The following is a 22,849-nucleotide window of genomic DNA, read 5'->3' as shown; positions in this document are numbered from 1 at the left end:
AAACGCGCCCCCGAACGCTTGCGTTGACGGACCTTACAATCGCTTACACTCCGATCCATGCAGGTGGCACTGATGCTCCGTAGAGGGGACTTCATGCCGTACCGGCGCCCGCCCGTCGCATGCCTCCCTGGTGCCGGGAGATGGGCGCTAGAATGACGATAAGTTCACTCACACGCCTGCCATGTCCAAGCCTTCTTTCCTTTCCTTTGCCGCGCCGCCCGTACTCCACGATCCGCGCCTGGTACGCCTGTACATGCGGCAGACCCTGCTGCGTTTTTACGGCGCAATACTGTTGCCGCTGGCGCCAGTAATGGTGATGATGATGCTGTTGTTGAGGTACTTGCCGAAAGGCGGAACGGTCAGCTGGGTGCAACTGGTGAGTGGTGTTTACATGCTGCTGTTACCTGCGATCGGCGCCCGTTCCATGGTGCTTCAGCAGTTGCGCAAGTTCAGCGAAGAAGGCGTTACCCTCAGCAAGGAGCTGATCTCGGCCCGCGTCTCGCGCGAGCTGGCCTCACCCTTCGATATCTTCACCAGTTTCGACCTGTGCGCGGAAGCGCTTTCCGGTCTGGCCACGGGCCAGGCGCTAGGTCTGGCGGGGCCGCCGGCCTTTGCGCACGATCCGTTCAAACGCATCATCGTGCTGGGACGATCGCGCCCATTTTTTATGTTCGGCGCCACGGAGGTGCGCCTATGTGCCGAAGAAGGGCAAGGCGTGCGCATCCGCGTGCGGCGCATCCTGAGTGCGCAATGCCTGTGCATGCAGACCGGTAGCGCATTGCGCGCCGTGGAAGCGGTAACAACACAATTGCAAGCCAGCCTTGCGCGGCGTCGGCGTGCTCAGGATGCCGTGTTGCGCGAACAGGCGGCCGAACGCGAAGCTTTGCAGGCACGCCTGTCTGCCCTGCAGGCGCAAGTGGAGCCGCATTTCCTGTTCAATACCCTGGCCAATTTGAAATACCTGATGCGCACGGACACGTCCGCGGCACTGGAGATGCTCGACCATCTGATCGGCTATCTGCAGAATGCCTTGCCCGACATGCGCTCGATATCGTCGACCCTGGGGCGCGAAATCGATTTGGCGCGCGCCTACCTGTCGCTCATGCAGATACGCATGGGCCAGCGTCTGCGCTTTTTCATCGACGTGCCGGAAGGTCTGCGCGCCTTGCCGATGCCGCCGGCCATGCTCATTTCGCTGGTGGAGAATGCGCTGCGGCATGGATTGCAGGGATTGCCGCATCCAGGTTCGCTGCGTATTGGCGCCGTGCTGCAAAGTGGCACGCTGGAAGTGACTGTCCATGATGACGGCGCTGGTCTGGGTGGTAGCACGGGACATGGCCATGGAGTGGGGCTGTCGAATATCCACGCCCGGCTGGCATTATTGTATGGCGATGCGGCCACGCTGCAGGTGCTGCAGGCACAACCGCGCGGAGTGACGGCCATCGTGCGCTTGCCGGTTTCGTCAGGAGCTATCTGATGCCGCGCGCCTTGATCGTTGAAGATGAGCCGCTGCTGCGCGCGGAGCTGCGCGACCAGTTGCAGTTGCTGTGGCCATCCTTGCAGATTGCGGGCGAGGCAGGCGACGGTATCGCGGCCCTGGCCTTGATCACGGAGCAGCAGCCGGACATCGTTTTTCTCGATATACAGATGCCAGGCTTGAATGGCCTGGAGGTGGCACAGCATCTGCCCGCCCGCTGCCAGGTGGTTTTTGTTACCGCGTATGCGGAATACGCGCTGTCGGCGTTCGATGCGGGGGCTGTTGATTATCTGGTTAAACCGCTGGCGACGGCGCGGCTGCTGCAGATGATACGGCGCTTGCAGGCGCGCGGCGTGGCGGCAGCGCCGCCGCCGGCCGCCGTGTGGCAGCAAGTGTTTGCGCCGCCGTCCTACCTGAAATGGATCAAGGCGTCGGCCGGCAATACCTTGCGCCTGCTGCTGGTGAGCGAGATCGATTTTTTCCAATCCGAAGGAAAATACACGCGCGTGGCCAGCGCTGGCGGCGCAAGCTTGATCCGTCTGAGCCTGAAGGAATTGCTGGAGCAACTGGACCCGGCGCAGTTTGTGCAGATCCATCGCAGCAGCATCGTCAACCTGCATGCGATCGAACGCATCGACAAAGACGGTACGGCGATGTATATCCGTCTGAAGGGCGGACATGGCTCACTCTCTGTCAGTGAAGCGTTTGCGCGCCAGTTCCGGCAGATGTAGCGACAGCGCTGCCCATGCACAAAAAGACAGCCGAAGCTGTCTTTTTGTGTGGCGCAAAAAACGCGCGGTACTGATTATTTGGCTGCTGCTGCGGTCGCTTCAGTTTTGGCTTCGTCAGCCTTGGCTTTGGCTTTTTTCGCTTTTTTATGGGCTTTCGCCTTGGTGGCGCTGGCGTCGGCCTTGGCGCTGGCGACATCGGCTTTCGCATCGGCGGCGACGACGGCTTCTTTCGCATCGGCTTTCACGACGGCCTTGGTTTCTTTTGCTTCTGCTTTGGCCACTTCCTTGGTGTGCTTGGCTTCGGCCTTGGCCGGCGCTGCTGGTGCTGGGGTTTGAGCAAAGGCTGCGGTAGCGAACAAGCCGGCGATCAGAGTAGCGATTACTTTTTTCATGGTGCAGTTCCTCGAGAAGTGGGTTGTAGTTCAGGAGATGCATTTCCCCTGTCACTGAGCCAAAAACGCGCCGTGCGGCAATTGCGTTGACACGCCATTACAAATACTTACACTTGCCGTGTGACCGCCTTGCAGCCAGGCCTGCGCGCATCGACGCACTCTGTTAGCGGGCGTACCGCGCGGCCTGGACTCGATGCCATCATCACCGCATGAGTCCGCCATGAAAGCCGCCCTGAAACCCTGTCAAGCCAGGCGCAATTGCGCCGGCAGGCGGCGAGGACACGGGCAAAAAACCGGACGCCACCGTGCGCAAGCGGGCACAGCGGATCAACAGGAGAAACCGATGCCAAGCAAATCCATGCCCGACAGCGTCTTGCCGGCCAGTTTCAAGGTCAGCCATGCGGACCGGGTGATCGACCAGGACAGCGGCGCGCGCAAGATCGATCTGGTGCGCTATTACGCGCTGGTGGGCAAGCTGATGCTCGTGCATTTGCGGGGCCGGCCCGTGTCGCTGGTGCGCGCGCCGGCCGGCGTGGGCGGCGAGCTGTTTTTCCAGAAGCATGCCGATACCGCAACCATGCCCGGTGTCAAACAGCTCGATCCCGGCCTCGATCCCGAGCATACCGCCATGCTGGAAGTGGCCAGCGTACAGGGCTTGTTGTCGGCGGCGCAGTGGAATGTGGTGGAGTTTCACACGCAAAACGCGCTGGCCAGCGCCTACGATACGCCGAACCGTCTGGTGTTCGACCTGGACCCGGGCAAGGGCGTGGCCTGGCCCGCCATTCGCGAAGCGGCCGTGCTGCTGCGCGCCTTCCTGACGGAGCTGGGGCTGCCCGCCTGGCTGAAAACCAGCGGCGGCAAGGGCTTGCACGTGGTGGTGCCGATCCGCCCGAAATACGACTGGGACACGGTCAAGGCGTTTTCGCAAGCCATCGTGGCGCACATGGCGCAGCAGATACCGGCGCGTTTTGTCGTCAAGAGCGGTCCCGCCAACCGCGTCGGCAAGATCTTCATCGATTATTTGCGTAATGGACGAGGCGCCACCACCGTGTGCGCGTGGTCGGCCCGCACGCGCTCCGGGCTGGGCATTTCCGTACCGCTGGCCTGGGAAGAGCTCGACAAGCTGAAGGCGGGCGATCAATGGACGGTGAGCAACGTCCACAGCCGTCTCGACGTGGGCAATGCACCCTGGGCTGGCTATGCGCGCAGCGCCAGGGGCATCGATGGGGCCATGCAGAAACTGGGTTTTACTGCGGCGGCCTGAGCGGCAGGCTGGCGCGCGCCAGTTGCAGGGCTTCGTCGATGGCAGCGTTGAGCTGGGGAATCTCGACGGGTTTGGTCAGGTAGCGGAAAAAGCCCGCGGCCAGGCCGTGGTGGATGTCGCCCTTCATGGCATTGGCCGTCAGCGCGATGACGGGGATGTGCGCCGTGCGCGGATCGTTGCGCAGGATGCGCTGCGCCTGGTTGCCATTCATGCCGGGCAGGTTGATATCCATCAAGATCACATCGGGGCGGCGCTCCAGTGCCAGCGCAATGCCATGGCGCGCGTCGGTGGCCGAGATCATGCGCAGATGGGGCAGGAAGCTGATGATGTCTTCCACCAGGCGCAGGCTGGCCGGATTGTCTTCCACGTACAGCAGCAGGGCCTGGCCGTCGGCATCGTCGGCGGCGTCGCCAGCAGGTTCGACCAGCCCCTGCGTGTCCAGCGGCATCCTGGCGGGCGGCGCGGCCATGGTGTCGAGTTCGATCCAGAAGACGCTGCCCACGCCGACGCAGCTGTGCACGCCCATGGCGCCGCCCATCAGCTCGATCAGGCGCTTGGTGACGACCAGGCCGATGCCCGTGCCTTCCTCGCTGCCCGCCTCCTGGCCCAGCCGGTTAAACGGCTGGAACAGTTCGGCCATCTGCGCGTCGTCCAGGCCCTTGCCCGTGTCGCGGATGGCGATGCGCACGCGCTGCGCGGCGGGTTGCGAGATTTCCAGCTCCACCTTGCCGGCCGTGCGGTTGTACTTGATGGCGTTCGACAGCAGGTTCAGCAGCACTTGCTTGAGGCGCGTATGGTCGGCCCTGACGGTCAGCGGCGCGCAGACCGAAAAGACCATCTCGAGCTGGCGCTGCTGCGCCTGTTCTTCCACCATCACGCGCACTTCCTCGATCAGCGCGGGCAGCGCCACCGCCTCGATCGACAGGCTCAGGCTGCCTGACTCGATCTTCGCCAGGTCGAGGATTTCATTGATCAAGGTGAGCAGGTGGCGGCCCGAGGTGACGATATTTTGCACGAAGGTGCGCTTTTGCAGCACGGTCGCGGGCAGCGATTCGTTGGCCAGCAACTGGGCAAAGCCAAGGATGGCATTGAGCGGTGTGCGCAATTCGTGCGACATGCTGGTGAGAAAGCGGTCCTTTGCCTGGCTGGCCCGCTCCAGTTCGATTTTCTGCTCATTGAGCGTGTGTTCGATGCGCTTGCGCTCCGTGATGTCGCGGATGGCGGACGACACCAGCACGCCTTCTTCCGTTTCCAGCGGCGACAGGCTGATTTCGACGGGAAATTCGGTGCCGTCACGGCGCAAGCCATACAGTTCCAGGCCTGCGCCCATGGAGCGGGCGCGCGGCGCCGTGGAAAAGGCTTGCCGGTGTTGCGGATGATCATGCGCGTAGCGGGCCGGGATCAGCACTTCTACATTGCGTCCCAGCAGCTCCGCGCGCGAATAGCCGAACAGGCGTTCCGTTTGCGAGTTGACGAGCACGATCTCGCCATCGCCATTGACGATGACGATGGCGTCCGGCGCCGATTCGAGCAAGCCGCGAAATTTTTGCTCGGCCCGGCGCCGGTCGCTGACGTCGCGGATGGCGCTGATGACGAAGGTGCCGATCTCCGTCTGGATGGGCGAGAGGCTGATTTCGACGGGGAATTCGACATTGTCCTTGCGTAAACCCAGCAATTCCAGGTCGGCGCCCATGGTGCGCGTACGGGGCTGGTCGAAATAGCGCGCGCGGTGCCCCACGTGCGCGTGGCGCAGGCGTTGCGGCAACAGGCTATCGATTTGCCTGCCGCTCAATTCTCCTTCCGCATAGCCGAACAGGCGCTGCGCCTGCTGATTGGCCAGCACGATGGCGCCCGTGGCGTTGACCATGATGACGCTGTCCGGCGTCGATTCGAACAGCACCCGGTAGCGCACGTCGACAAACTGGGCGTCGCGCGCCGCCTTCAGCAAGGTCGTGTCCTTCATGGTGGAAATCAGGTAGCAGGGGGCATCCGGCGTGGCGCGTGCGGCCTGGCAGGCCACATCGACGTAGATGAGTTCGCCATCCTTGCGCCGCCGCAGCGATTCGCGGTCATAGCTGCCCTGCAGCGCCAGTGTCTCGGCGATCAGCGGGGCCGCTTCGGCCTGTCCCGGCAGCGAGATCAGTTCCCACAGCGTGCGGCCCAGTGCCTCGTCGCTGGCATAGCCGAAGATGCGCTGCGCGCCGATCGTCCAGCGCACGACGACATGCTCTTCATTCGTGATGACGACGCCGCCAGGGGCGCCGCTGAGGATAAGCTGATCTAACTCGGCATCCATTGTTTTCCCGCACGTATGACAGGGCTTGCCGGACGGCAGGCTGTGTGCATACGCTAGCGAGAAGCTTGATCAAAGTCAATGCATTTATATGGTTGCCTATTTTCGCTGGCCGGGATGGGCATCAGGCCTTCTTGCGCCTGGCTGGAGGCGGTTTGCGGGCGGGCACGGCGGGCGCCTTCTTGCCCAGACTTTGCTGCAGCAGGGCGACCAGGTCGATCACATTGCTGCCGTGCTCTGCTTCCGGCTCGGGCGCGGGCGCGGTGATGGTCTTGGTTTGTTTCGCCTTGATTTTCTTCTTGACCAGCGCCAGCACGTCTTCGCGATAGCTGTCGTGGTATTGCCCGGGTTGCCACGTTTCGCTCATGCCCTCCACCAGCGACAGGGCCATCTTGAGTTCCTTGTCGGTAATACCCGCCGCCTTCAGGGTACTGCCGGGCAAGTCCAGGTCATCCGTGGGGCGCAGCTCATCGGCGTAGCGCAGGGTGTTGAGCACGATGGCGTCACCGACGCAGACGAGCGCGCACAAGTGCTGCTTGGTGCGCATGACTACGCTGGCGATAGCCACTTTATCGGCCTTGCGCAAGGTTTCGCGCAGCAGCGCATAGACTTTCTCGCCGCCCTTGGCGGGCAGCAAATAATACGGGTGCGCATAAAAGGTCAGCGGCACCTCGACCGCATCGACAAAGGTGTCGATGGCGATGGTTTGCGTGGCATTCACATTCGCCTGTTTCAAGTCTTCTTCGGACAGCACCACGTACTCATCCGTCTTGTATTCATAGCCCTTGATGATGTCGTCCCATTCGACTTCCTTGCCCGTGCGCTTGTTGTAGCGCTTGTAGCCGATGGGCGCGAAGTCGCGCCGGTCCAGCATGGATAAATCCAGTTCATGGTCGAGGCTGGCTGAAATCAGCTCGACGGGGATGTGCACGAGGCCGTAGCTGATGGCGCCTTTCCACAATGCGCGCGCCATGGCCTAGTTCCCCACGCTGCCGGTGACGGGCAGGATGATGCCCGTGATGTAGCTGGAACAGGCGGGCGAGGCCAGGAAGACGTAGGCGGGCGACAGTTCCTCGGGCTGGGCCGGGCGGCGCATGTCCGTGTCGGCGCCGAATTTTGCGATGTCCTCGGGCGACTTGTCGGCCGGATTGAGCGGCGTCCAGACGGGCCCCGGTGCGATGGCGTTGACGCGGATGCCTTTGTCGAGCAGGTTGCCGGCCAGCGCCATGGTAAACGCATGGATGGCGCCCTTGGTGGTGGAATAATCGAGCAAGTGCCTGGAACCATGCAAACCCGTCACGGACCCCGTGTTGATGATGGATGCACCGCGCTGCAGATGGGGCAACACGGCCTTGGCCATGTGAAAGTAGCCGTAGACATTGGTTTTCATGCTGAGGTCGAAGCGTTCCTCGCTCAGGTCCAGCAAGGATTCGGCGTGTTCCTGGAAGGCGGCGTTGTTGACCAGTATGTCGATGTGCGTGAACCGTTCCAGCACCTGGTTGACGGCTTGCTGGCAAAAGCCCTGCTCGCGCACGTCGCCGGGAATCAACAGGCAGCTCTGGCCTTCCGCTTCCACATAGCGCTTCGTTTCGTTGGCGTCCGCGTGTTCGTTCAGGTAAATGATGACGACATCGGCCCCTTCGCGCGCGTACAGCACGGCCACGGCGCGGCCGATGCCCGAATCGCCGCCCGTGATGATGGCCACCATGCCGGCCAGCTTGCCGCTGCCGCAGTAGTCGGGCGCCAGGAAGCGGGGCTTCAATGACATCTGCGCTTCGCTGCCGGGCTTGATCAGGTGCTGGGCGGGCAAGGGCGGGGCAGGCTGGTTGCGGCTGCCCGTCTGCACGGGTGACTCGCTTTCCTTGCCGGACTTGGCGGCATCGTGCTGCTTGTCTTCCTGATCCTGCTCCTGCTGTATGCTGCGCTGCAAGTTACCGGCGGACTGGTCCTTGTTCTCGTTCATGCTGGCCTCCGTGGAAACGAAACTCCAGTATCGGCGCGGCACCGGCATCGAACGGTGCGCTTGCTAACAGAGTGGCGCAAACGGGTGTAAAATTAGATGATGATTGACATCATAGTGGAGGCGGCATGAAAGTGAGCAGGGAACAGGCGGCGCTGAACCGCGAGCGCATCGTGGACGTGGCGGCCAGATTGTTCCGCGAGAAGGGTTACGACGGCATCGGCGTGGCCGACCTGATGAAGAACGCGGGCCTCACGCATGGCGGCTTCTATGGTCATTTCGCGTCCAAGGAAGACTTGATGATCGAGGCGTGCCAGCATGCCTTGAACAAGTCGCTGGAAGGCTGGCGGGCGAAGGTCGCCAGCGACCCGCAGCGGGCGCTGCCGGCCATTATCGAGAACTATCTGACCACCAGGCACCGCGACCAGCCGGGCGGCGGCTGTCCGGCGGCGGCCATGGGCGTCGATGCGGCGCGCATGTCGCCCGGCGCGCGTCCCGCGTTTACGCAAGCCACGCGGCAGCAGTTCGCGCTGCTGGAAGGCTTGCTGCCCGATGGCGCACCGGAAGCACGGCGCCAGCAGGCGATCGCCACGTTTGCCGCCATGGTGGGCGCCATGGTGCTGGCCCGTTCCGTCGATGACGAGGCCCTGTCGGCGGAAATCCTCGAGGCCGTGAAGGCGCAATTGCTGCCAGACTGAACATATCCCCCTGTCAGCCGGCCGCGTCGCATGATAGGCTTCGGTTTTCAGATTTCGGGATCATTCATGCTGCTCTGGCTCAGGCAATACCGGCGTCCTCTGTTGGCCGGAGACATCACCGCCGGTATCGTCGTCGCCATGATGATGGTGCCGCAGGGCATGGCCTACGCGCTGGTGGCCGGCTTGCCGCCCGTGGTGGGCATCTATGCCAGCATTCTGCCGCCCGTGTTGTACGCCTTGTTCGGCAGCAGCATGACGCAATCGGTGGGCCCCATGGCCATCGTCTCGCTGATGACGGCCGCCGCGCTGGCGCCGCTGGCCGACCCAGGCTCCTCCCTGTATATCGTCCTGGCCGCCCAGCTGGCCTTCATCAGCGGCCTGGTCCTGCTGCTGTGCGGCGTGCTGCGCCTGGGCTTCATGGCCAGCTTTTTATCGCGTCCCGTGATCAGCGGCTTCAGCAATGGCGCGGCGATCCTGATCATCTGGGGCCAGATCACGCCCTTGCTGGGCGCCAGCATTCCCCACTGGCATGCACCCAGCCTGGTCCTCGGGCTGTCCGGCCTGCTGTTCCTGTGGCTGGCCAAGCGTTACGCGTCGCGCCTGCTGCAGCGCTGTGGCTTGAACCCGGTGGCGGCCGACGTGGGCGCGCGCCTGGCGCCGATGGCGCTGGTGCTGGCCGGCATCGCGCTCGTCGCCTATGGCGGCCTGGAAGCGATGGGCGTGCAGACGACGGGCCACGTGCCCAGCGGCTTGCCGGGCCTGAACCTGGCCACCTCCGGCGCCCATTGGCGCACCTTGCTGTCGCCGGCGCTGCTGATCGCCTTCATCATCTTTTTGATGAGCATGTCCGCCGCCCAGACCCTGGCGCAAAAACGCGGTGAAAAGCTGCATACGAACCGCGAACTGCTGGGCCTGGGCGCGGCCAACGTGGCCAGCGCGCTGTCGGGGGGCTTTCCCGTCACCGGTTCCATCTCGCGCTCGGCCGTCAATTTCCAGGCGGGTGCCAACACGCCGCTGGCCAGCATCATCACGGCGGGCTTGCTGGCGCTGGCGCTGGTGGCGCCCACGGGCTGGCTGGCCCTGCTGCCGCTGCCGGTCCTGGCGGCCACCATCATCTTTGCCGTCAGCAGTCTGCTGGACTGGGACACCCTGAAACTGTCGTGGCGCTATGACCGCAGCGATGCGCTGGCCCTGCTGGCGACCACGGCCGGCGTGCTGGTGCTGGGCGTGGAAGCGGGCGTGGTAATCGGCGTGCTGCTGTCGATGGGCACCCTGATCTGGCGCGCCAGCCGTCCGCACATCGCCGTGCTGGGACGCATCCCGAATAGCGAGCACTTCCGCAACGTGGAACGCTACGAGGCGCAAACGTTACCAGACGTCTTGCTGCTGCGCATCGATGCGGGGCTGTTTTTCGGCAATGTGGAAGCCGTCACCGAGCGCGTGGAAGACGAATTGCGGGGACACCCGACGGCGCGCCACCTGGTGCTGGTGCTGTCGGCCGTCAACCAGATCGACAGCACGGCCTTGCTGGGCTTGATCGAGCTCAACAGCGCGCTGGCCAAGCGCGGCATCAGCCTGAACCTGGCCGAAGTGAAGGGCCCCGTGATGGACCGCCTGCGCCAGAGCAGCCTGTTGCAAGACCTGAGCGGCAAGCTGTACCTGAGCACGGCGCTGGCGACGGCTGATTTAAGTGGAGAACATGCATGACGATGGAACTGAATCTGCATGGCGAGGCGCATGTGATGGATAGCCTCCTTGCGCTGGAACAGGCGCTGCAGCAAGCGCGCGCTCTGGCGCAGTGCGAGCTGTGGCTGACCCTGGCGACCGATGCGGCACAGGGCCCGGCCCTGTGCATGCTGCGCAATGGTGGCAACGCCTGGCTGATGTATCTGTCGGGGCAGGATGACCTGAGTTTTCACTCGCTGGGCGATGAGGAGGCAGACGGCGTTTGCAGCTATCTGCTGGCCAATGGCCAGGTGGACGAGTATCCGGAAGCCTGGTGCGTGGAGGTGGAACATTGCCAGCGTGCCTTTGTCGCGTTTTTCAGGACAGGCGGCGCGCAGCCGGCCAGCATCGCGTGGGAGGCGGATTGAGATGCTGCAAACCACGCAAACCATCCTCGCCGACATCGACCGGGACTTGCTGGCCGCGCTGGACGCCAGGGCAGGTTTATTGACGCTACGCGCGATCTTGCTGCGCTACCACGCCAGCGGCGTGACGGCGGCGCAGGTGGCCGCCTTGCTGCAGGACCTGCGTCCCGCCACACAGGACGGCCCGCTGGAGGACGTGATACTGGACGCCCTCGACATGGTGACGGGCTGGTGCACGCCGCAGCTGCGGGTATGGGACGGGGTGGGGGAAAACCGTGCATCCTGAAAAGTTCAAGCAGGTGGCGGGGCTGCCAACGGCCGAACGCCATGCCTATTTTGTGCGCAAGGTAGCTGATACGCAAGAAGTGTGGGGCTTGTACCATGCAGGCTGGGCCACGGCGCAAGTCTACGGCAAGGTCGCCATCCCGTTCTGGCCGGAAGCGGCCTTTGCGCAAGCGTGCACCAGCGGCGACTGGGAATATTTCCAACCGCGCGCCATCGCGCTCGACGATTTTCTGAATAAATGGCTGCCCGGCATGGCGGAGAATCACCAACTGGCGTTCGTCTTTCCCGTGCCGCAAGGCAGCGCCAGCGTCGCGGCGCCTGCCGATCTGCTTGCCGACCTGCGAGAGGAAGCCAGACAATATGAATAATCAGGAAGAACGCCTGGACGCCTGGTACGACGGCTCGGCCATTTGCCTGATCGCCGTCGGCGCGCACGGCGATCCGCTGGACCTGGGCGACGACGAAGTGCGCGCGCTGATCGCCAGGCTGGAGCTGTGTCTGGCGCAATCGCAAGCCGATGCCGGCCCTGCTGGCCAGGGCGAGAACTAGGCCAAGCTAGGCCGCACGCAGCGCGACGCCGTCGAAGAGGGCGTCGATCAGCTGATCGGCGTGCAATTCCGCCTGCTGCGCCGTCATCGTGTCGATGCCGTAGATGCCCTTGAGCAGGTTCATCGACGATTGCACGGAGGTCAGCATGCCGGTCATCATGATGCTGCCATACTCGACGGGATAGCGCTTGAGCAGCCCCTGTTCCTGGCATTCGAGGATCAGCGCGTCGAGCCGCGCGTGGAAGGGCTTCATGTAGGTGGCGATGATCCAGTCCAGTCTGGGACCGCCCTGGGCCACTTCCTTGAAGACCAGCGCATGCGCGGCCGGGTGCAGCACATTGATCACGGCAAAGGTCTTCAGCTGCGCTTTCAAGTGCGTCAGCGGGTCGGCCGACGCCAGCGTCTGGTCCACCGTGCGGGAAAACTCTTCCGCTTCCGCATACGCGCCCGCCACGACGGCGCGCCACAAGCCCTCCTTGCTGCCGAAATGGTAATTCAACAGCGGCTGCTTGACGCCGGCCCGCTGCGCGATCGACAGCACGGACGCGCCTTCATAGCCTTTCTGCGAAAACTCGATCTCGGCCGCCTGTATCAGCCTTTGCTTGCCATTCGCTTCCGGTGCCGCTGCCGGCGGCATGTCGGCATTGAACAGCGTGGCTCTCCAGGCGGGGCCGGCTTGTGTGGATTGCTTGTCGTCTGCTGTCATCTTTTTCATTCAAGGTCACGCCACCGGGCTGTTCTGCCCGGATTCCATTTCATCCTGTCGCGCAGCCGCAACGCTGCCGCTTGCGCGCCATTATACGGCGCGCGCGCCGCACGCCGGCGTCCGATGCGTGCCGTGGAATTGCTGTTGACTTCAAACTTATAACTATATAAGCTGTGCTGATACTTATATAAATTGACGTGGCGGACCGACCGTCATGACAGGAGGCAGACATGCATGAAACAGACGTACCGGTGCTCATCGTGGGCGCCGGCCCCATAGGCATGCTCATGGCCGCCTTGCTGGCGGACCGGGGCATCGCATCCTTGATCGTGGAGCAGCGGGACGATCTGCACCTGGCGCCGCAAGCCCATGTCATCAACAGCCGCACGCTGGAAATCCTCGCGGAAATCGGCATCGGCGACGACGAGCTGGCCGGTATCGCCACGCACGCGGATGGCGCCAGCCATGTGACGTGGCGCCGCACCCTGGCCGGTGGCGACCTGGCCAGCATCGATATCGGCGGCCCCGCATATGCGGCGAAGCTGGCGCGCTCCAGCGGCAAGATCACGCGCAATATCCCGCAGCACCAGCTGGAGCGCCTGCTCTTCCAGCACCTGTCGCGGCGCGTGCCGTGCCGCACGGCCTTCGGCCACACCTGGCTGGGCGCGCAGCACGGCGAGGATCACGCCATCTCGCGCCTGAAGGATGGCGCCACGGGCAAGGAGTACCGCGTGCGCAGCGACTGGATCATCGCGGCCGATGGCGCCGGCAGCCGCGTGCGGCGCGAGTGCGGCATCGCGATGGAGGGGCAGACGGACCTGGCCAATTTGATCACCATCAATTTCGAGGGCGATATCCGCCATCTGGTGCAAGACCGGCCATCGATCCTGTTCTGGATCATGTCGGCCCGCAGTCCCGGCACCTTCATCGTGCACGACGCGGCCCGCTATTCGGTGTTCATGACGCCGTATTTCCCCGCCTGCGAATCGCCGCGCGACTATCCCGTCGAGCGCTGCGAGCGCATCGTGCGCGCCGCGCTGGGCGACGACGCCATGCCGCTGCGCGTCACGTCCACGTCCAGCTGGACCATGCAGTCGCACACGGCGCAACGCTACGCCCAAGGCCGGGCTTTCCTCGTCGGCGATGCGGCGCACCGCTTCCCGCCCACGGGTGGCCTGGGCCTGAACACGGGCGCGGCCGACGCGCACAACCTGGCCTGGAAGCTGGCCCTGGTCATCCAGGGCAAGGCGGGGCAGGCGCTGCTGCAAACCTATGAAGAGGAGCGGCGACCGGTGGCGCTGGCCAATGGCCAGGCCAGCACGGTGAACCACCACAAGATGCGCGAAGTGAGCGATGCGCTGGGCTTGAATATGGACCATTTGCCGCGTCTGGCCAGGCTGCGCGCCAGCCTGGCGGCGCGGATCCTGCCGCGCGCCGTGCGCAGCGGCGTCAAGCGGCTGCTGGTGGCCCCCATCGAGGCGCGTACGGACAAGGTGCAACTGGCGGCCGGCGGCCCCCATGCATTGCAAAGACGGCGGGTGCAGCAGGCGGCGGAAAATCAGTTCGCCCATTTCAATACGATAGGACTGGACCTGGGCTACCTGTATCGCAGCGCTGCCGTGCGCGGCGACGGCAGCCGCGCGCCGCAGGCCGGCGATCCGGTGCTGGAGCACCTGCCATCGTTCTACCCTGGCGCGCGCTTTCCCCATTTCCATCTGGCGGCGCCCGCCGGCGTGAAGCTGTCGTCGCACAGCCTGCTGGGCGGTGAACGCTTCGTATTGGCGGGCATGGGGCGCCACGCCGGGGCCGTGCATGCCCTGGCGCGCCAGGTCGCCGCCGCGCTGGGCGTGGCGCTGCATGGGGCCGATCTCGACGCGCTCGTTCATCCGGACGAGGCCAGCCGCCTGGCCGGCTTCAACCAGCGGCAGCCGGACGGCCTGTTCCTCGTGCGTCCGGACGGCCATATCGCCTGGCGCCATGCTCACGCGGACCTGCCGCAAGCCGATGAGGTGATCGGCATCTTTGCCAGCCTGTTCCATCTTGGTTTGCCCGCCCGGGCGGCCGCTCTTCACTGAAGGTATCGCCGTGATTTCAACTCAAACAGATAGCCACCGCGCGCGCGGCGGCGAAACGGCGCCTGTCGCCATCGTCGGCGCCGGCACGGCCGGCTCCGTGCTGGCGCTGCTGCTGGCCCAATATGGCATCCGCAGCGTGCTGGTGGAGCGCGGCACGCAAGCGGACCCGCACCCGCGCGGCAACGTCTGGTCGATACGCTCGATGGAAGTGCTGCGTTCGATCGCGCCGGATCTGGCGGACGATTTTCGGGAAGCGAGCGCGCCGCCGCTCAAGCTGCGCTACATCACCTGGTGCACGTCGCTGGCCGGCGTGGACCTGGGCCGCTGCGTGCCGCTCGGCGATCCCGGCCACACGGCGGCCTTGCTGGCATGCAGCCCGTGCCGACCCTTGCACCTGTCGCAGAACGTGGCCGATCCCATCCTGCGCGCGCAAGTGCTGGCGCAGCCGCTGATCGAATTGTTGCCCGGGCATGCGCTGGTCGCGCTGTCGCAGGACGCGCAAGCGGCCACGCTGACCCTGCTGCACTGCGCCAGCGGCACGACGAGCCGGCGCGCGGCGCGCTACGTGATCGGCGCCGATGGCGCGGCCAGCGCCACGCGCGAGGCGCTGGGCATCGCTTCGGCGACGACGCCCTTGCAAGCGGTGGCGCAGATACATTTCCGGGCAAATCTGGCGCACCTGACGTCGGCCCGGCCCAGTCCCCTGTACTGGATACTCAACGCCGACGTGGCCGGCGCGCTGTCCGCGCACACGGCCGACGACAGCGAATGGGTGCTCAGCTGCGCCGTGCTGCCGCCGCAGCTGACGGCGGCCGACATCGGCGACGCGCAGGCGCTGGCCATGGTGCGCGCGGCCATCGGCGACGCCGGGGTGCCGGTGGAACTGATGTCGGTGCGGCCGTGGAGCATGGAATTGCGCCGCGCGGCGACGCTGCGGCGCGGCCGCGCGCTGCTGATCGGCGACGCGGCGGCTGGTTTTTCCGCCATCGGCGGCTTCGGCATGAACCACGGCATCCAGGATGCGGCCAGCCTGGCCTGGCGCCTGGCGCTGCTGCTGCGCGCCGGCGATGCGGCCGCCTTGCGCGACGTCTTGCTGGACAGTTATGTCAGGGAGCGCCAGCAGAGCATCGACGACCATGCGCGCCGCACGCGCGAATTGTCCGGCCTGTCGGACCAGGTGATGGGCGCGGCGGGGCTCGATCCCGCGGGACTGGGCAAGCTGGCCGCGCTGTCGGCATCGGCCCCCGTGCGCCTGTTGCCGCGCGCGCTGGCGCGCAAGCTGGTCGGCGGCTTGCTGGCGGGCGGCCTGAAACCGCTGGCCAGGCTGGCCGAGGTGTCGGACGATGGCGCCGCATTGCGCGCCCGCGTGCGGCGCGCCATCGACCGGCAGCGCGAAGTGTTTGTCACGCTGGGCATGGACCTGGGCCACGCGCTGTCCTGCGGTTTTGTCTGCCGCGAGCCGCATCCGCATCCCCGTTCGCCGAATGAACATACCGAGTACTGGCCCACCACCAGTCCCGGCGGCCTGATTCCCCACGCATGGAGCGGGCAGCGCGGCAGCGACCTGTCCACGCGCGACCTGGCGCGCCAGCATCCGCTGACCCTGCTGGTACAGGCCTCGCAACGGGCCGCATGGCTGGCCGCACTCGATGCCGTCAATGCGCAATGGGGCATACGCATCGCCTGTCCCTGCATCGACGACAGCGACGCGGCCCAGTTCCGCCTTGCCGCGCCAGCCTTCGCGCAGGCGCTGGAAATGGAGCCGGACGGCGCGCTGCTGGTGCGCGGCGACGGCGTGGTGGTGTGGCGCAGCCGCCGCCGCTGCGCCGCGCCCGCGCAGACACTGGCGGACGTCTTTGCCACCCTGTTTTCCCACAACAATTACCAATCCTGATGCGCAGGACAGACCCCACCAAGGAGACACCATGAGCCATACCATGCAGCAATTCCCGATTCCCTGTCCCGACCCGCAGGCGCGCCAGCCGGCCAAGCTCGCGCACATCGTGCTGGCCTCGCGCCATTTCGAGGCAACCATCGACTGGTGGGCCATCGTGCTGGGCGCGCGCATCATGTTCCGCAACGAGCTGCTGTGCTTCCTCTCGTATGACGAGGAGCACCACCGCCTGGCCCTGATCAATACGGCCAATTTCAGTTCGAAACGGCGCGAAAGCACGGGTCTCGATCATGTGGCGTTCACCTACGCCTCGCTCGACGACCTGCTGCACACCTACGAGCGCCTGAAGAAGATCGACATTACGCCCGTCTGGTGCATCAACCACGGGCCGACGACGTCGATGTATTTCCGCGATCCGGACGGCGTGCAGGTGGAACTGCAGGTGGATAATTTCTCCAGCCAGGAAGAACTCGACGTGTGGTTTCACTCGGGGGCGTTTGAAAAGAACGCCATCGGCGTGGAATTTGACCCCGACTACCTGCTGGAGCGGCACCGGCAGGGCGAGGCGGAGCAGGTCTTGCTCGGCGCGGGCAATGTCGTCAGCCGCCGTTTCGTCACGCTGCCATGAGGCTGTGCACCTTTTCCGCGCCGGGCATCGAGCGCCATGCGGGCGTGGCGCTCGATGGGGGCTGCCTGCTCGACCTCACGGCCCTGCATGCGTCCGATGCGCGCTTCGCCAGCCTGCTGGCGATCATCGAACACGAGGCGGCCACCTTGCCCGCGATTCGGGCCAGCCTGGGGCGGCTGGCCGGAGCATCCGTCAGCGCGCACATCCACGCCGTGCATGCCGTCATGCTGGAGCTGCCCTTGCAGCCGCCGCAAATCCGCTGTTTCAGCGCCTATGCCCAGCATCTGAAGAACGCCTTCGACCAGATACTCAAGCGCAAGAAAAATCCGCTGGCGTCCCTGCTGCTGCGCGCCCTGTTCAAGATTCCGCCGTCTTTTTATGCCGCGCCCGCGTACTACAAGGGCGTGCGCCTGAACCTGTCCGGCCCGGGCGACACGATCGCGCCGCCATCGTCCGGTCCCATGCTCGACTACGAGGCGGAACTGGGCGTGGTCATCGGTCGTGGCGGCAAGAATATCGCGGCCGGCCAGGCGATGCGGCATGTGTTCGGCTACCTGATCTTCAACGATTTTTCCGAACGCTCGCAATTGATGAAGGAGATGGGTTCACGGCCCAGCGCGGGACCGGCCAAGGGCAAGGATTTCGATGGCAGCAACAGCCTGGGGGCCTGGCTGGTGACGCGCGACGACATCGCCGACCCGCACGCGCTGCAGGTGACGGTCAGCGTGAACGGCGAATTGCGGGGCAGCGGCACGACGGCCTCGATGAGCCACAGGATAGAACGCATCGTCGAGTACGCGTCATGGAACGAGACCTTGCAGGCGGGCGAATTGCTGGCCACGGGCTGCGTGCCCAACTGTGCGGGCATCGAACAATGGCGCTTCCTGGCGGCCGGCGACCGGGTCGAGGTGGCGATCGAGGGCCTGGGTTCGCTGACGAACCTCATCGGCGGCAAGCAGGAAGGAGGGCAATAAGCGCAGGCGTTTCAAAAAGAGTGTTATCCAAAAATTATAAATAACGGAGACTTGCATGCAAACGAAACATCTGGCCATCGCGATGGCCGGCGCGCTCGCGCACACCCTGGCCCAAGCGGACAATGGTTTTTTCCAGGTCGGTTATGGCGCTGAAGCGCGCGGCGTCGGCGGCGCGTCGGCGGCCGTCACGCGCGAAGTGCTGGGCGGCGCCAGCAATCCCGCCACCACCATATGGATCGACGGGGCCGGCGAACGCCTGGAAGCGGGCATGGCCATCATCCAGGGCAGGACGCGCATGTCGCGCAGCACCGCCGCCGCGCCCCTGCTCGACACGCACACGGACAGCGAACGGGCTTTCGAACCCGTGGGCGAATTCGCCTATGGCACCCTGATCAGTCCTACCCTGTCGGCCAGCGTGGTGGCGTATGCGAATGGCGCCTCGACCTTCTTGCCGGCCGCGACCACGGCCTGTCCCGGCACGCTGGGCAATGCCATGTGCGGCGCGGGCAAGACGGGCGTCAGCATCCGCCAGCTGATCGTCGCGCCCAGCGTGTCGATGAAGGTGGCGCCCGACGTGTCGCTGGGCGCCTCGCTGCTGCTGGTGGGGCAGTTGTTCAAGGCGGAAGGCTTGCAGATGCTGGCCGCTTCGTCGCAGTCGCCGGGGCGGGTCAGCAACCAGGGCACGGCGACGGCCCACGGCCTGGGGCTGCGCCTGGGTGCGTACTGGCGCGCCAGCGAACAACTGGGCCTGGGCGCGTCCTGGTCGCCCCGCGTGCGCATGAGCGAGTTCGGCAAATACCGGGGCTTGCTGGCCGACGCGGGACGCTTCGACGTCCCGGAAAACTATCTGATCGGCCTGTCGCTGGCGGCCACGCCGCAGCTGTCGCTGCTGCTCGACTACCAGCGCATCAATTACCAGGGCGTGGCGGCGCTGGCGAACCGGCCTTTCGATGGCGGCAATCCGTTCGGCAGCGCGGGCGGCGCCGGCAACGGCTGGCAGAACATGGATGTCTGGAAGGGCGGCATGCGCTTCCAGGCCACGCCGCGCCTGCACCTGTCGGCGGGCCTGTCGTATAACACGGCCGCGTTTGCCAGCGCCAGCACTTCGGCCAACATCAATTCGCCATCCACGTTCCGCCGCCATTACACGCTGGGCGCCGGCTATGCGGGCGGCGGCGCGCAGTGGTCCGCGTATTACCTGTATGCGCCGCAGGACACGCGCAGCGGCCCCTCCGCGCTGGCCGCCGCCATGGGCTCGTCCGGGCGGGAAAGCATCGGCACGCGCCAGCAAATCATCGGCCTGCAATACAGCCATGGCTATTGAGTACCCCTATTGACCACCCATTGATCACCTTGGAAATCCTGACCCCATGAACGCTCGCATCACACCACTAGCCGAGGCCCAGCCCACGTCCCTCGATGACCGCTTCCTGCTGGAAAAGGGGCAAGTCTATCTGACCGGCAACCAGGCGCTGGTGCGCATTGCGCTGGACCAGCGCCGGCTCGACGCCGCCCTGGGCAAGAACACGGCCGGCTTCATCTCCGGCTACCGCGGCTCGCCGCTGGGCCGCTTCGACATGGAATTGTGGCGCGTCGCGCCCGTCCTGAAGGCGGCGAACATCCACTTCCAGCCCGGCGTGAATGAGGACCTGGCCGCCACTGCCGTCTGGGGCAGCCAGTTCGTCGGCAGTTTTCCCGGCGCCAGGGTCGATGGCGTGTTCGGCATCTGGTATGGCAAGAGCCCCGGCGTGGACCGCGCCGGCGATCCGCTCAAGCATGGCAACCTGGCCGGCACCTCGCCGCTGGGCGGTGTGCTGGTGCTGGCGGGCGACGACCACAGCGCGAAGTCGTCCACCACGGCGCACCAGTCTGACTTTGCGCTGATCGCGGCCGGCATTCCCGTGCTGTACCCGGCGAATGTGCAGGATATCCTCGATTTCAGCCTGCGCGGCATCGAGATGTCGCGGCAGACGGGCTGCTGGGTGGGCATCAAGCTGGTGACCGATGTCGTGGAGTCGGCGGCGGAAGTGGCGGTGGGTCAGCTGGCGCCGCTGCCCCAGCCCGCGCCGGCCCCGCCAGGCGCTTCCCTGCACATCCGCAAGTTCGAAATGGCGCCCGCGGCGGAAGAGCGGCTGTACGTGCACAAGCTGCCGGCTGCCGTGGCGTTTGCCCGGATCGCCGGCCTGAACCGGCTCGTGTGGCCGGCGCCGCAGGCGCGCGTGGGCATCATCACGGCCGGCAAGTCGTATGCCGATACCATGCAGGCGCTCAAGCGCCTGGGCGTCACCGCCGACGGGCCGGCCGGGCAGCGCCTGCGCCTGCTGAAGATCGGCATGGTGTGGCCGCTGGAAGACCAGATCGTGCGCGACTTTGCGCAGGGGCTGGAAACGATACTGGTGGTCGAGGAAAAGCGCCCGCTGCTCGAAGCCCAGCTCAAATCGATCCTGTTCGACGCGCGCCTGTCGCCGCCGCCCGTGGTGCGGGGGAAATTCGACGGCGCGCCGGAATGGTCGAGCTTGCGGGGACGGCCGGAGCTGCCCATCTGCTACGAACTCAACACGGCGCAGATCGGCGCCGCCATCGCGAAACTGCTGGGGATGGCCGTGGTGGAAGAGAGCGCGCCCGCCTGCCAGGCGCCAGCTGGCGCCGTACCGCTGCGCAAGCCGAGTTTTTGCGCCGGCTGTCCGCACAATATTTCAACCCGGCTGCCGCAGGAAAGCCGGGCGCTGGCGGGCATCGGCTGCCATACCATCGCCATGCTGAACGACCCCCTGAAAACCAATACGGTATCGCACATGGGCGGCGAGGGCGTGATGTGGATGGGGCAGGCGCCGTTTACGGACGAGGAACACGTGTTTGCCAACATGGGCGACGGCACCTACTTCCACTCCGGCTACCTGGCCATCCGGCAGGCCGTGGCGGCCAATTTGCGGATGACCTACAAATTGCTGTTCAACGGCTTCGTTTCGATGACGGGAGGCCAGCCCATCGATGGTGACATCAGCGTCGACAAGGCGGTGGCGCAGCTGCAGGCCGAAGGCGTGCGCAAGATCGTCATCGTCACGGACGACGTGGCCGCGTATGCGCAACGCCGCCAGGCGCTGAACGTGCCCATCTGGGACCGCACGGCGATGGAGCGCGTGCAGCAGGAACTGCGCGCCTATCCCGGCTTGTCCGTGCTGATCTACGACCAGGCCTGCGCCACGGAAAAGCGCCGCCTGCGCAAGCGCGGCCAGCTGCCCGATCCTCAGGTGCGCACCTATATCGACCCGGAAGTGTGCGAAGGCTGCGGCGACTGCGGCGAACAGTCGGGCTGCCTGGCGATCGAACCGCTGGACACGCCGCTGGGACGCAAGCGCAAGATCAATCAATCGTCGTGCAACAAGGATCTGTCGTGTGTGCAGGGTTTTTGCCCCAGCTTCGTCACCTTGCACGGCGCGACCTTGCGCAAGGCGGCCGGCGCGGCGGCGCTGACGATTCCGCCGCTGCCCAGCCCCGTCATCGCCGACCGTTTTGAGCCGGTATCGCTGCTCGTCGCCGGTATCGGCGGCACGGGCGTGGTGACCATCGGCGCCGTGCTGACGATGGCGGCGCACCTCGATGGCAAGGCGGGCAGTTCGCTGGACTTGACGGGCATTTCGCAGAAGTATGGCGCGGTGGCGTCGCATATCCGCCTGGCGCCCACCGCCAGCGAACTGCATGCGGCGCGCATCGGCGAGCACGAAGCCGATGTGTTGCTGGGTTGCGACCTGATCGTGGCGGCCGGTGCCGAGGCCATGTCGCGCCTGCGTCCGGGCCTGGCCAGGGCCATCGTGAATACGGAAGTGGTGCCGACCAGCGATTTTACGCGCCAGCCCGACTGGTCCGCCGATGCGGACAGCCTGGCGCAAGGCATGCGCAGCGTGCTGGGCGAGCGTGCGCATTTCGTCGATGCCTCGGCGCTGGCGCAAGCGTTGCTGGGGGACGCCATCCTGTCGAACATGCTGCTGCTGGGCTGTGCCTGGCAACAGGGTTTGCTGCCCGTGAAGCTGGACGCGATGCGCCGGGCGATAGAGCTGAACGGCGTGGCCGTCAAGGCCAACTTGCGCGCGTTCGACGTGGGCCGCTGGCTGATCCACGACCCGGCCGCCGTGCGGCGGCAAGTGCTGCCGGCCCAGCAAGTGCATTTCGCGCGGGCGCAGCAGCTGAGCTTGCCGGCGCTGATCGAAGACCGTTGCGCCAGGTTGCAGGTATACCAGGATGCCGGGCTGGCCGCGCTCTACCGCGAGCGGATGCGGGGCATGCGCGCGGCGCTGGGCCAGGACGCGGCGTCGGAAAAGATCCTGCGCCAGGCCGCCACGCAGTATTTCCGCGTGCTGGCCGTCAAGGATGAATTCGAGGTGGCGCGATTGTACAGCCGCAAGGAGTTCCGCCAGTCGCTGGCCGGCAGCTTCGAGGGCGACTTCCGGATCCGCTTCCACCTGGCGGGCGGGCCGTTCGGCAAGACCGATGCGGCCACGGGACAGGCGCGCAAGACGGCCGTGGGCGCCTGGGTGTTGCCGGCCTTCCGGCTGCTGGCCAGCCTGCGTTTCCTGCGCGGCGGGAAGCTCGACCCGTTTGCGCGCGGCGCGGAAGCGGCCTTGAACCGGCGCATCCGCAGCCTGTATGAAGACGACTTGGCGCGCATCGCGCAAGGCAAGGATAGCGGCGGGCAGATGCTGGAACTGGCTTCCTGGCCCGAGGGCATACGCGGCTACGGCCATGTGCGCGCACGCATGGCCGACGCTGCGCTGGCCAGGCGCGCCGGCATTGCGGTATGCTCCCCGCTGACAGCTGTTCAGCCTACCTTGTAACG

The 22,849-nt window shown here is 65.5% G+C and carries 19 protein-coding genes and 1 pseudogene; 15 read left to right on the top strand and 5 right to left on the bottom strand.

The annotated features are described in order from the left end of the window. The first annotated feature begins 181 nt into the window (after positions 1-181). On the top strand, positions 182-1,477 hold the full coding sequence (locus O0882_RS16305; protein ID WP_289949592.1) for a histidine kinase: 1,296 nt from the start codon (positions 182-184) through the stop codon (positions 1,475-1,477). Then, positions 1,477-2,208, top strand: a complete 732-nt coding sequence (locus O0882_RS16300) for a LytTR family DNA-binding domain-containing protein (protein ID WP_289949591.1) — start codon at positions 1,477-1,479, stop codon at positions 2,206-2,208. The genes O0882_RS16305 and O0882_RS16300 overlap by 1 nt, the downstream gene beginning before the upstream one ends. A gap of 74 nt (positions 2,209-2,282) precedes the next feature. Here O0882_RS16300 and O0882_RS16295 read toward each other — a convergent pair whose 3' ends face one another. Further along, on the bottom strand, positions 2,283-2,600 hold the full coding sequence (locus O0882_RS16295; RefSeq protein WP_289949586.1) for a hypothetical protein: 318 nt from the start codon (positions 2,598-2,600) through the stop codon (positions 2,283-2,285). A gap of 373 nt (positions 2,601-2,973) precedes the next feature. Here O0882_RS16295 and ligD point away from each other — a divergent pair. Continuing rightward, positions 2,974-3,864, top strand: a pseudogene (gene ligD / locus O0882_RS16290) (non-homologous end-joining DNA ligase); the annotation flags it as partial. On the opposite strand, the gene O0882_RS16285 reads toward ligD, so the two are convergent. The 3 genes from O0882_RS16285 to O0882_RS16275 form a co-directional block, all read right to left on the bottom strand. Beyond that, positions 3,848-6,160: a PAS domain S-box protein gene (locus O0882_RS16285; RefSeq protein WP_289949584.1), complete on the bottom strand. Its 2,313-nt coding sequence runs from the start codon at positions 6,158-6,160 to the stop codon at positions 3,848-3,850. The pseudogene ligD and the gene O0882_RS16285 sit on opposite strands and share 17 nt — an antisense overlap. 121 nt (positions 6,161-6,281) lie before the next feature. Continuing rightward, positions 6,282-7,130: a Ku protein gene (locus tag O0882_RS16280; protein WP_289949583.1), complete on the bottom strand. Its 849-nt coding sequence runs from the start codon at positions 7,128-7,130 to the stop codon at positions 6,282-6,284. 3 nt (positions 7,131-7,133) lie between these two features. Next, entirely contained in the window at positions 7,134-8,120 is a 987-nt protein-coding gene (locus tag O0882_RS16275) for an SDR family oxidoreductase (RefSeq protein WP_289949581.1), read from the bottom strand. A gap of 125 nt (positions 8,121-8,245) precedes the next feature. Between O0882_RS16275 and O0882_RS16270 the strand changes: the two genes are divergently transcribed. The 6 genes from O0882_RS16270 to O0882_RS16245 all read left to right on the top strand — a co-directional run bounded on the left by O0882_RS16270 (position 8,246) and on the right by O0882_RS16245 (position 11,739). Further along, positions 8,246-8,815 carry a TetR/AcrR family transcriptional regulator gene (locus tag O0882_RS16270; RefSeq protein WP_289949577.1) on the top strand — a complete coding sequence of 190 codons (570 nt, stop codon included), beginning with the start codon at positions 8,246-8,248 and terminating at the stop codon, positions 8,813-8,815. A 66-nt stretch (positions 8,816-8,881) separates the two neighbouring features. Continuing rightward, a complete protein-coding gene (sulP, locus tag O0882_RS16265) occupies positions 8,882-10,522 on the top strand; it encodes a sulfate permease (RefSeq protein WP_289949575.1) in 1,641 nt (546 codons plus the stop codon). Then, on the top strand, positions 10,519-10,908 hold the full coding sequence (locus O0882_RS16260) for an Imm1 family immunity protein (protein WP_289949574.1): 390 nt from the start codon (positions 10,519-10,521) through the stop codon (positions 10,906-10,908). Before sulP ends, O0882_RS16260 begins: the two co-directional genes overlap by 4 nt. Position 10,909: 1 nt before the next feature. Beyond that, positions 10,910-11,191 carry a hypothetical protein gene (locus O0882_RS16255; RefSeq protein ID WP_289949573.1) on the top strand — a complete coding sequence of 94 codons (282 nt, stop codon included), beginning with the start codon at positions 10,910-10,912 and terminating at the stop codon, positions 11,189-11,191. After that, positions 11,181-11,558 (top strand): DUF2750 domain-containing protein, encoded by a 378-nt coding sequence (locus tag O0882_RS16250; RefSeq protein ID WP_289949571.1) that lies wholly within the window; start codon positions 11,181-11,183, stop codon positions 11,556-11,558. Before O0882_RS16255 ends, O0882_RS16250 begins: the two co-directional genes overlap by 11 nt. Next, positions 11,551-11,739 (top strand): hypothetical protein, encoded by a 189-nt coding sequence (locus O0882_RS16245; RefSeq protein WP_289949570.1) that lies wholly within the window; start codon positions 11,551-11,553, stop codon positions 11,737-11,739. Before O0882_RS16250 ends, O0882_RS16245 begins: the two co-directional genes overlap by 8 nt. 6 nt (positions 11,740-11,745) lie before the next feature. Here O0882_RS16245 and O0882_RS16240 read toward each other — a convergent pair whose 3' ends face one another. Beyond that, entirely contained in the window at positions 11,746-12,453 is a 708-nt protein-coding gene (locus O0882_RS16240) for a TetR/AcrR family transcriptional regulator (RefSeq protein ID WP_289949568.1), read from the bottom strand. 221 nt (positions 12,454-12,674) lie between these two features. Here O0882_RS16240 and O0882_RS16235 point away from each other — a divergent pair, with 221 nt between their 5' ends. The 6 genes from O0882_RS16235 to O0882_RS16210 are packed head-to-tail and all read left to right on the top strand — an operon-like array spanning position 12,675 to position 22,847. Next, complete coding sequence (locus O0882_RS16235; protein ID WP_289949566.1) at positions 12,675-14,519, top strand: FAD-dependent monooxygenase; 1,845 nt, start codon at positions 12,675-12,677, stop codon at positions 14,517-14,519. Between the two features lie 10 nt (positions 14,520-14,529). Beyond that, complete coding sequence (locus tag O0882_RS16230) at positions 14,530-16,413, top strand: FAD-dependent monooxygenase (RefSeq protein WP_289949565.1); 1,884 nt, start codon at positions 14,530-14,532, stop codon at positions 16,411-16,413. A 31-nt stretch (positions 16,414-16,444) separates the two neighbouring features. Further along, positions 16,445-17,041: a VOC family protein gene (locus O0882_RS16225; RefSeq protein WP_289949563.1), complete on the top strand. Its 597-nt coding sequence runs from the start codon at positions 16,445-16,447 to the stop codon at positions 17,039-17,041. Beyond that, the gene (locus tag O0882_RS16220) at positions 17,038-18,015 is read left to right on the top strand and encodes a fumarylacetoacetate hydrolase family protein (RefSeq protein ID WP_289949560.1); all 978 of its coding nucleotides are present in this window, start codon (positions 17,038-17,040) and stop codon (positions 18,013-18,015) included. Before O0882_RS16225 ends, O0882_RS16220 begins: the two co-directional genes overlap by 4 nt. A gap of 55 nt (positions 18,016-18,070) precedes the next feature. Beyond that, complete coding sequence (locus O0882_RS16215; RefSeq protein ID WP_289949559.1) at positions 18,071-19,339, top strand: outer membrane protein transport protein; 1,269 nt, start codon at positions 18,071-18,073, stop codon at positions 19,337-19,339. Between the two features lie 46 nt (positions 19,340-19,385). Next, a complete protein-coding gene (locus O0882_RS16210) occupies positions 19,386-22,847 on the top strand; it encodes an indolepyruvate ferredoxin oxidoreductase family protein (RefSeq protein WP_289949557.1) in 3,462 nt (1,153 codons plus the stop codon). The last annotated feature ends 2 nt before the right edge of the window (positions 22,848-22,849 follow it).

Origin of the sequence: Janthinobacterium sp. SUN073, assembly GCF_030397665.1 — a bacterium.
Lineage (GTDB): Bacteria > Pseudomonadota > Gammaproteobacteria > Burkholderiales > Burkholderiaceae_D > Janthinobacterium.
The sequence above is the reverse complement of the archived record's forward strand: the minus strand, read 5'-3'. Positions and strand labels throughout refer to the sequence as shown.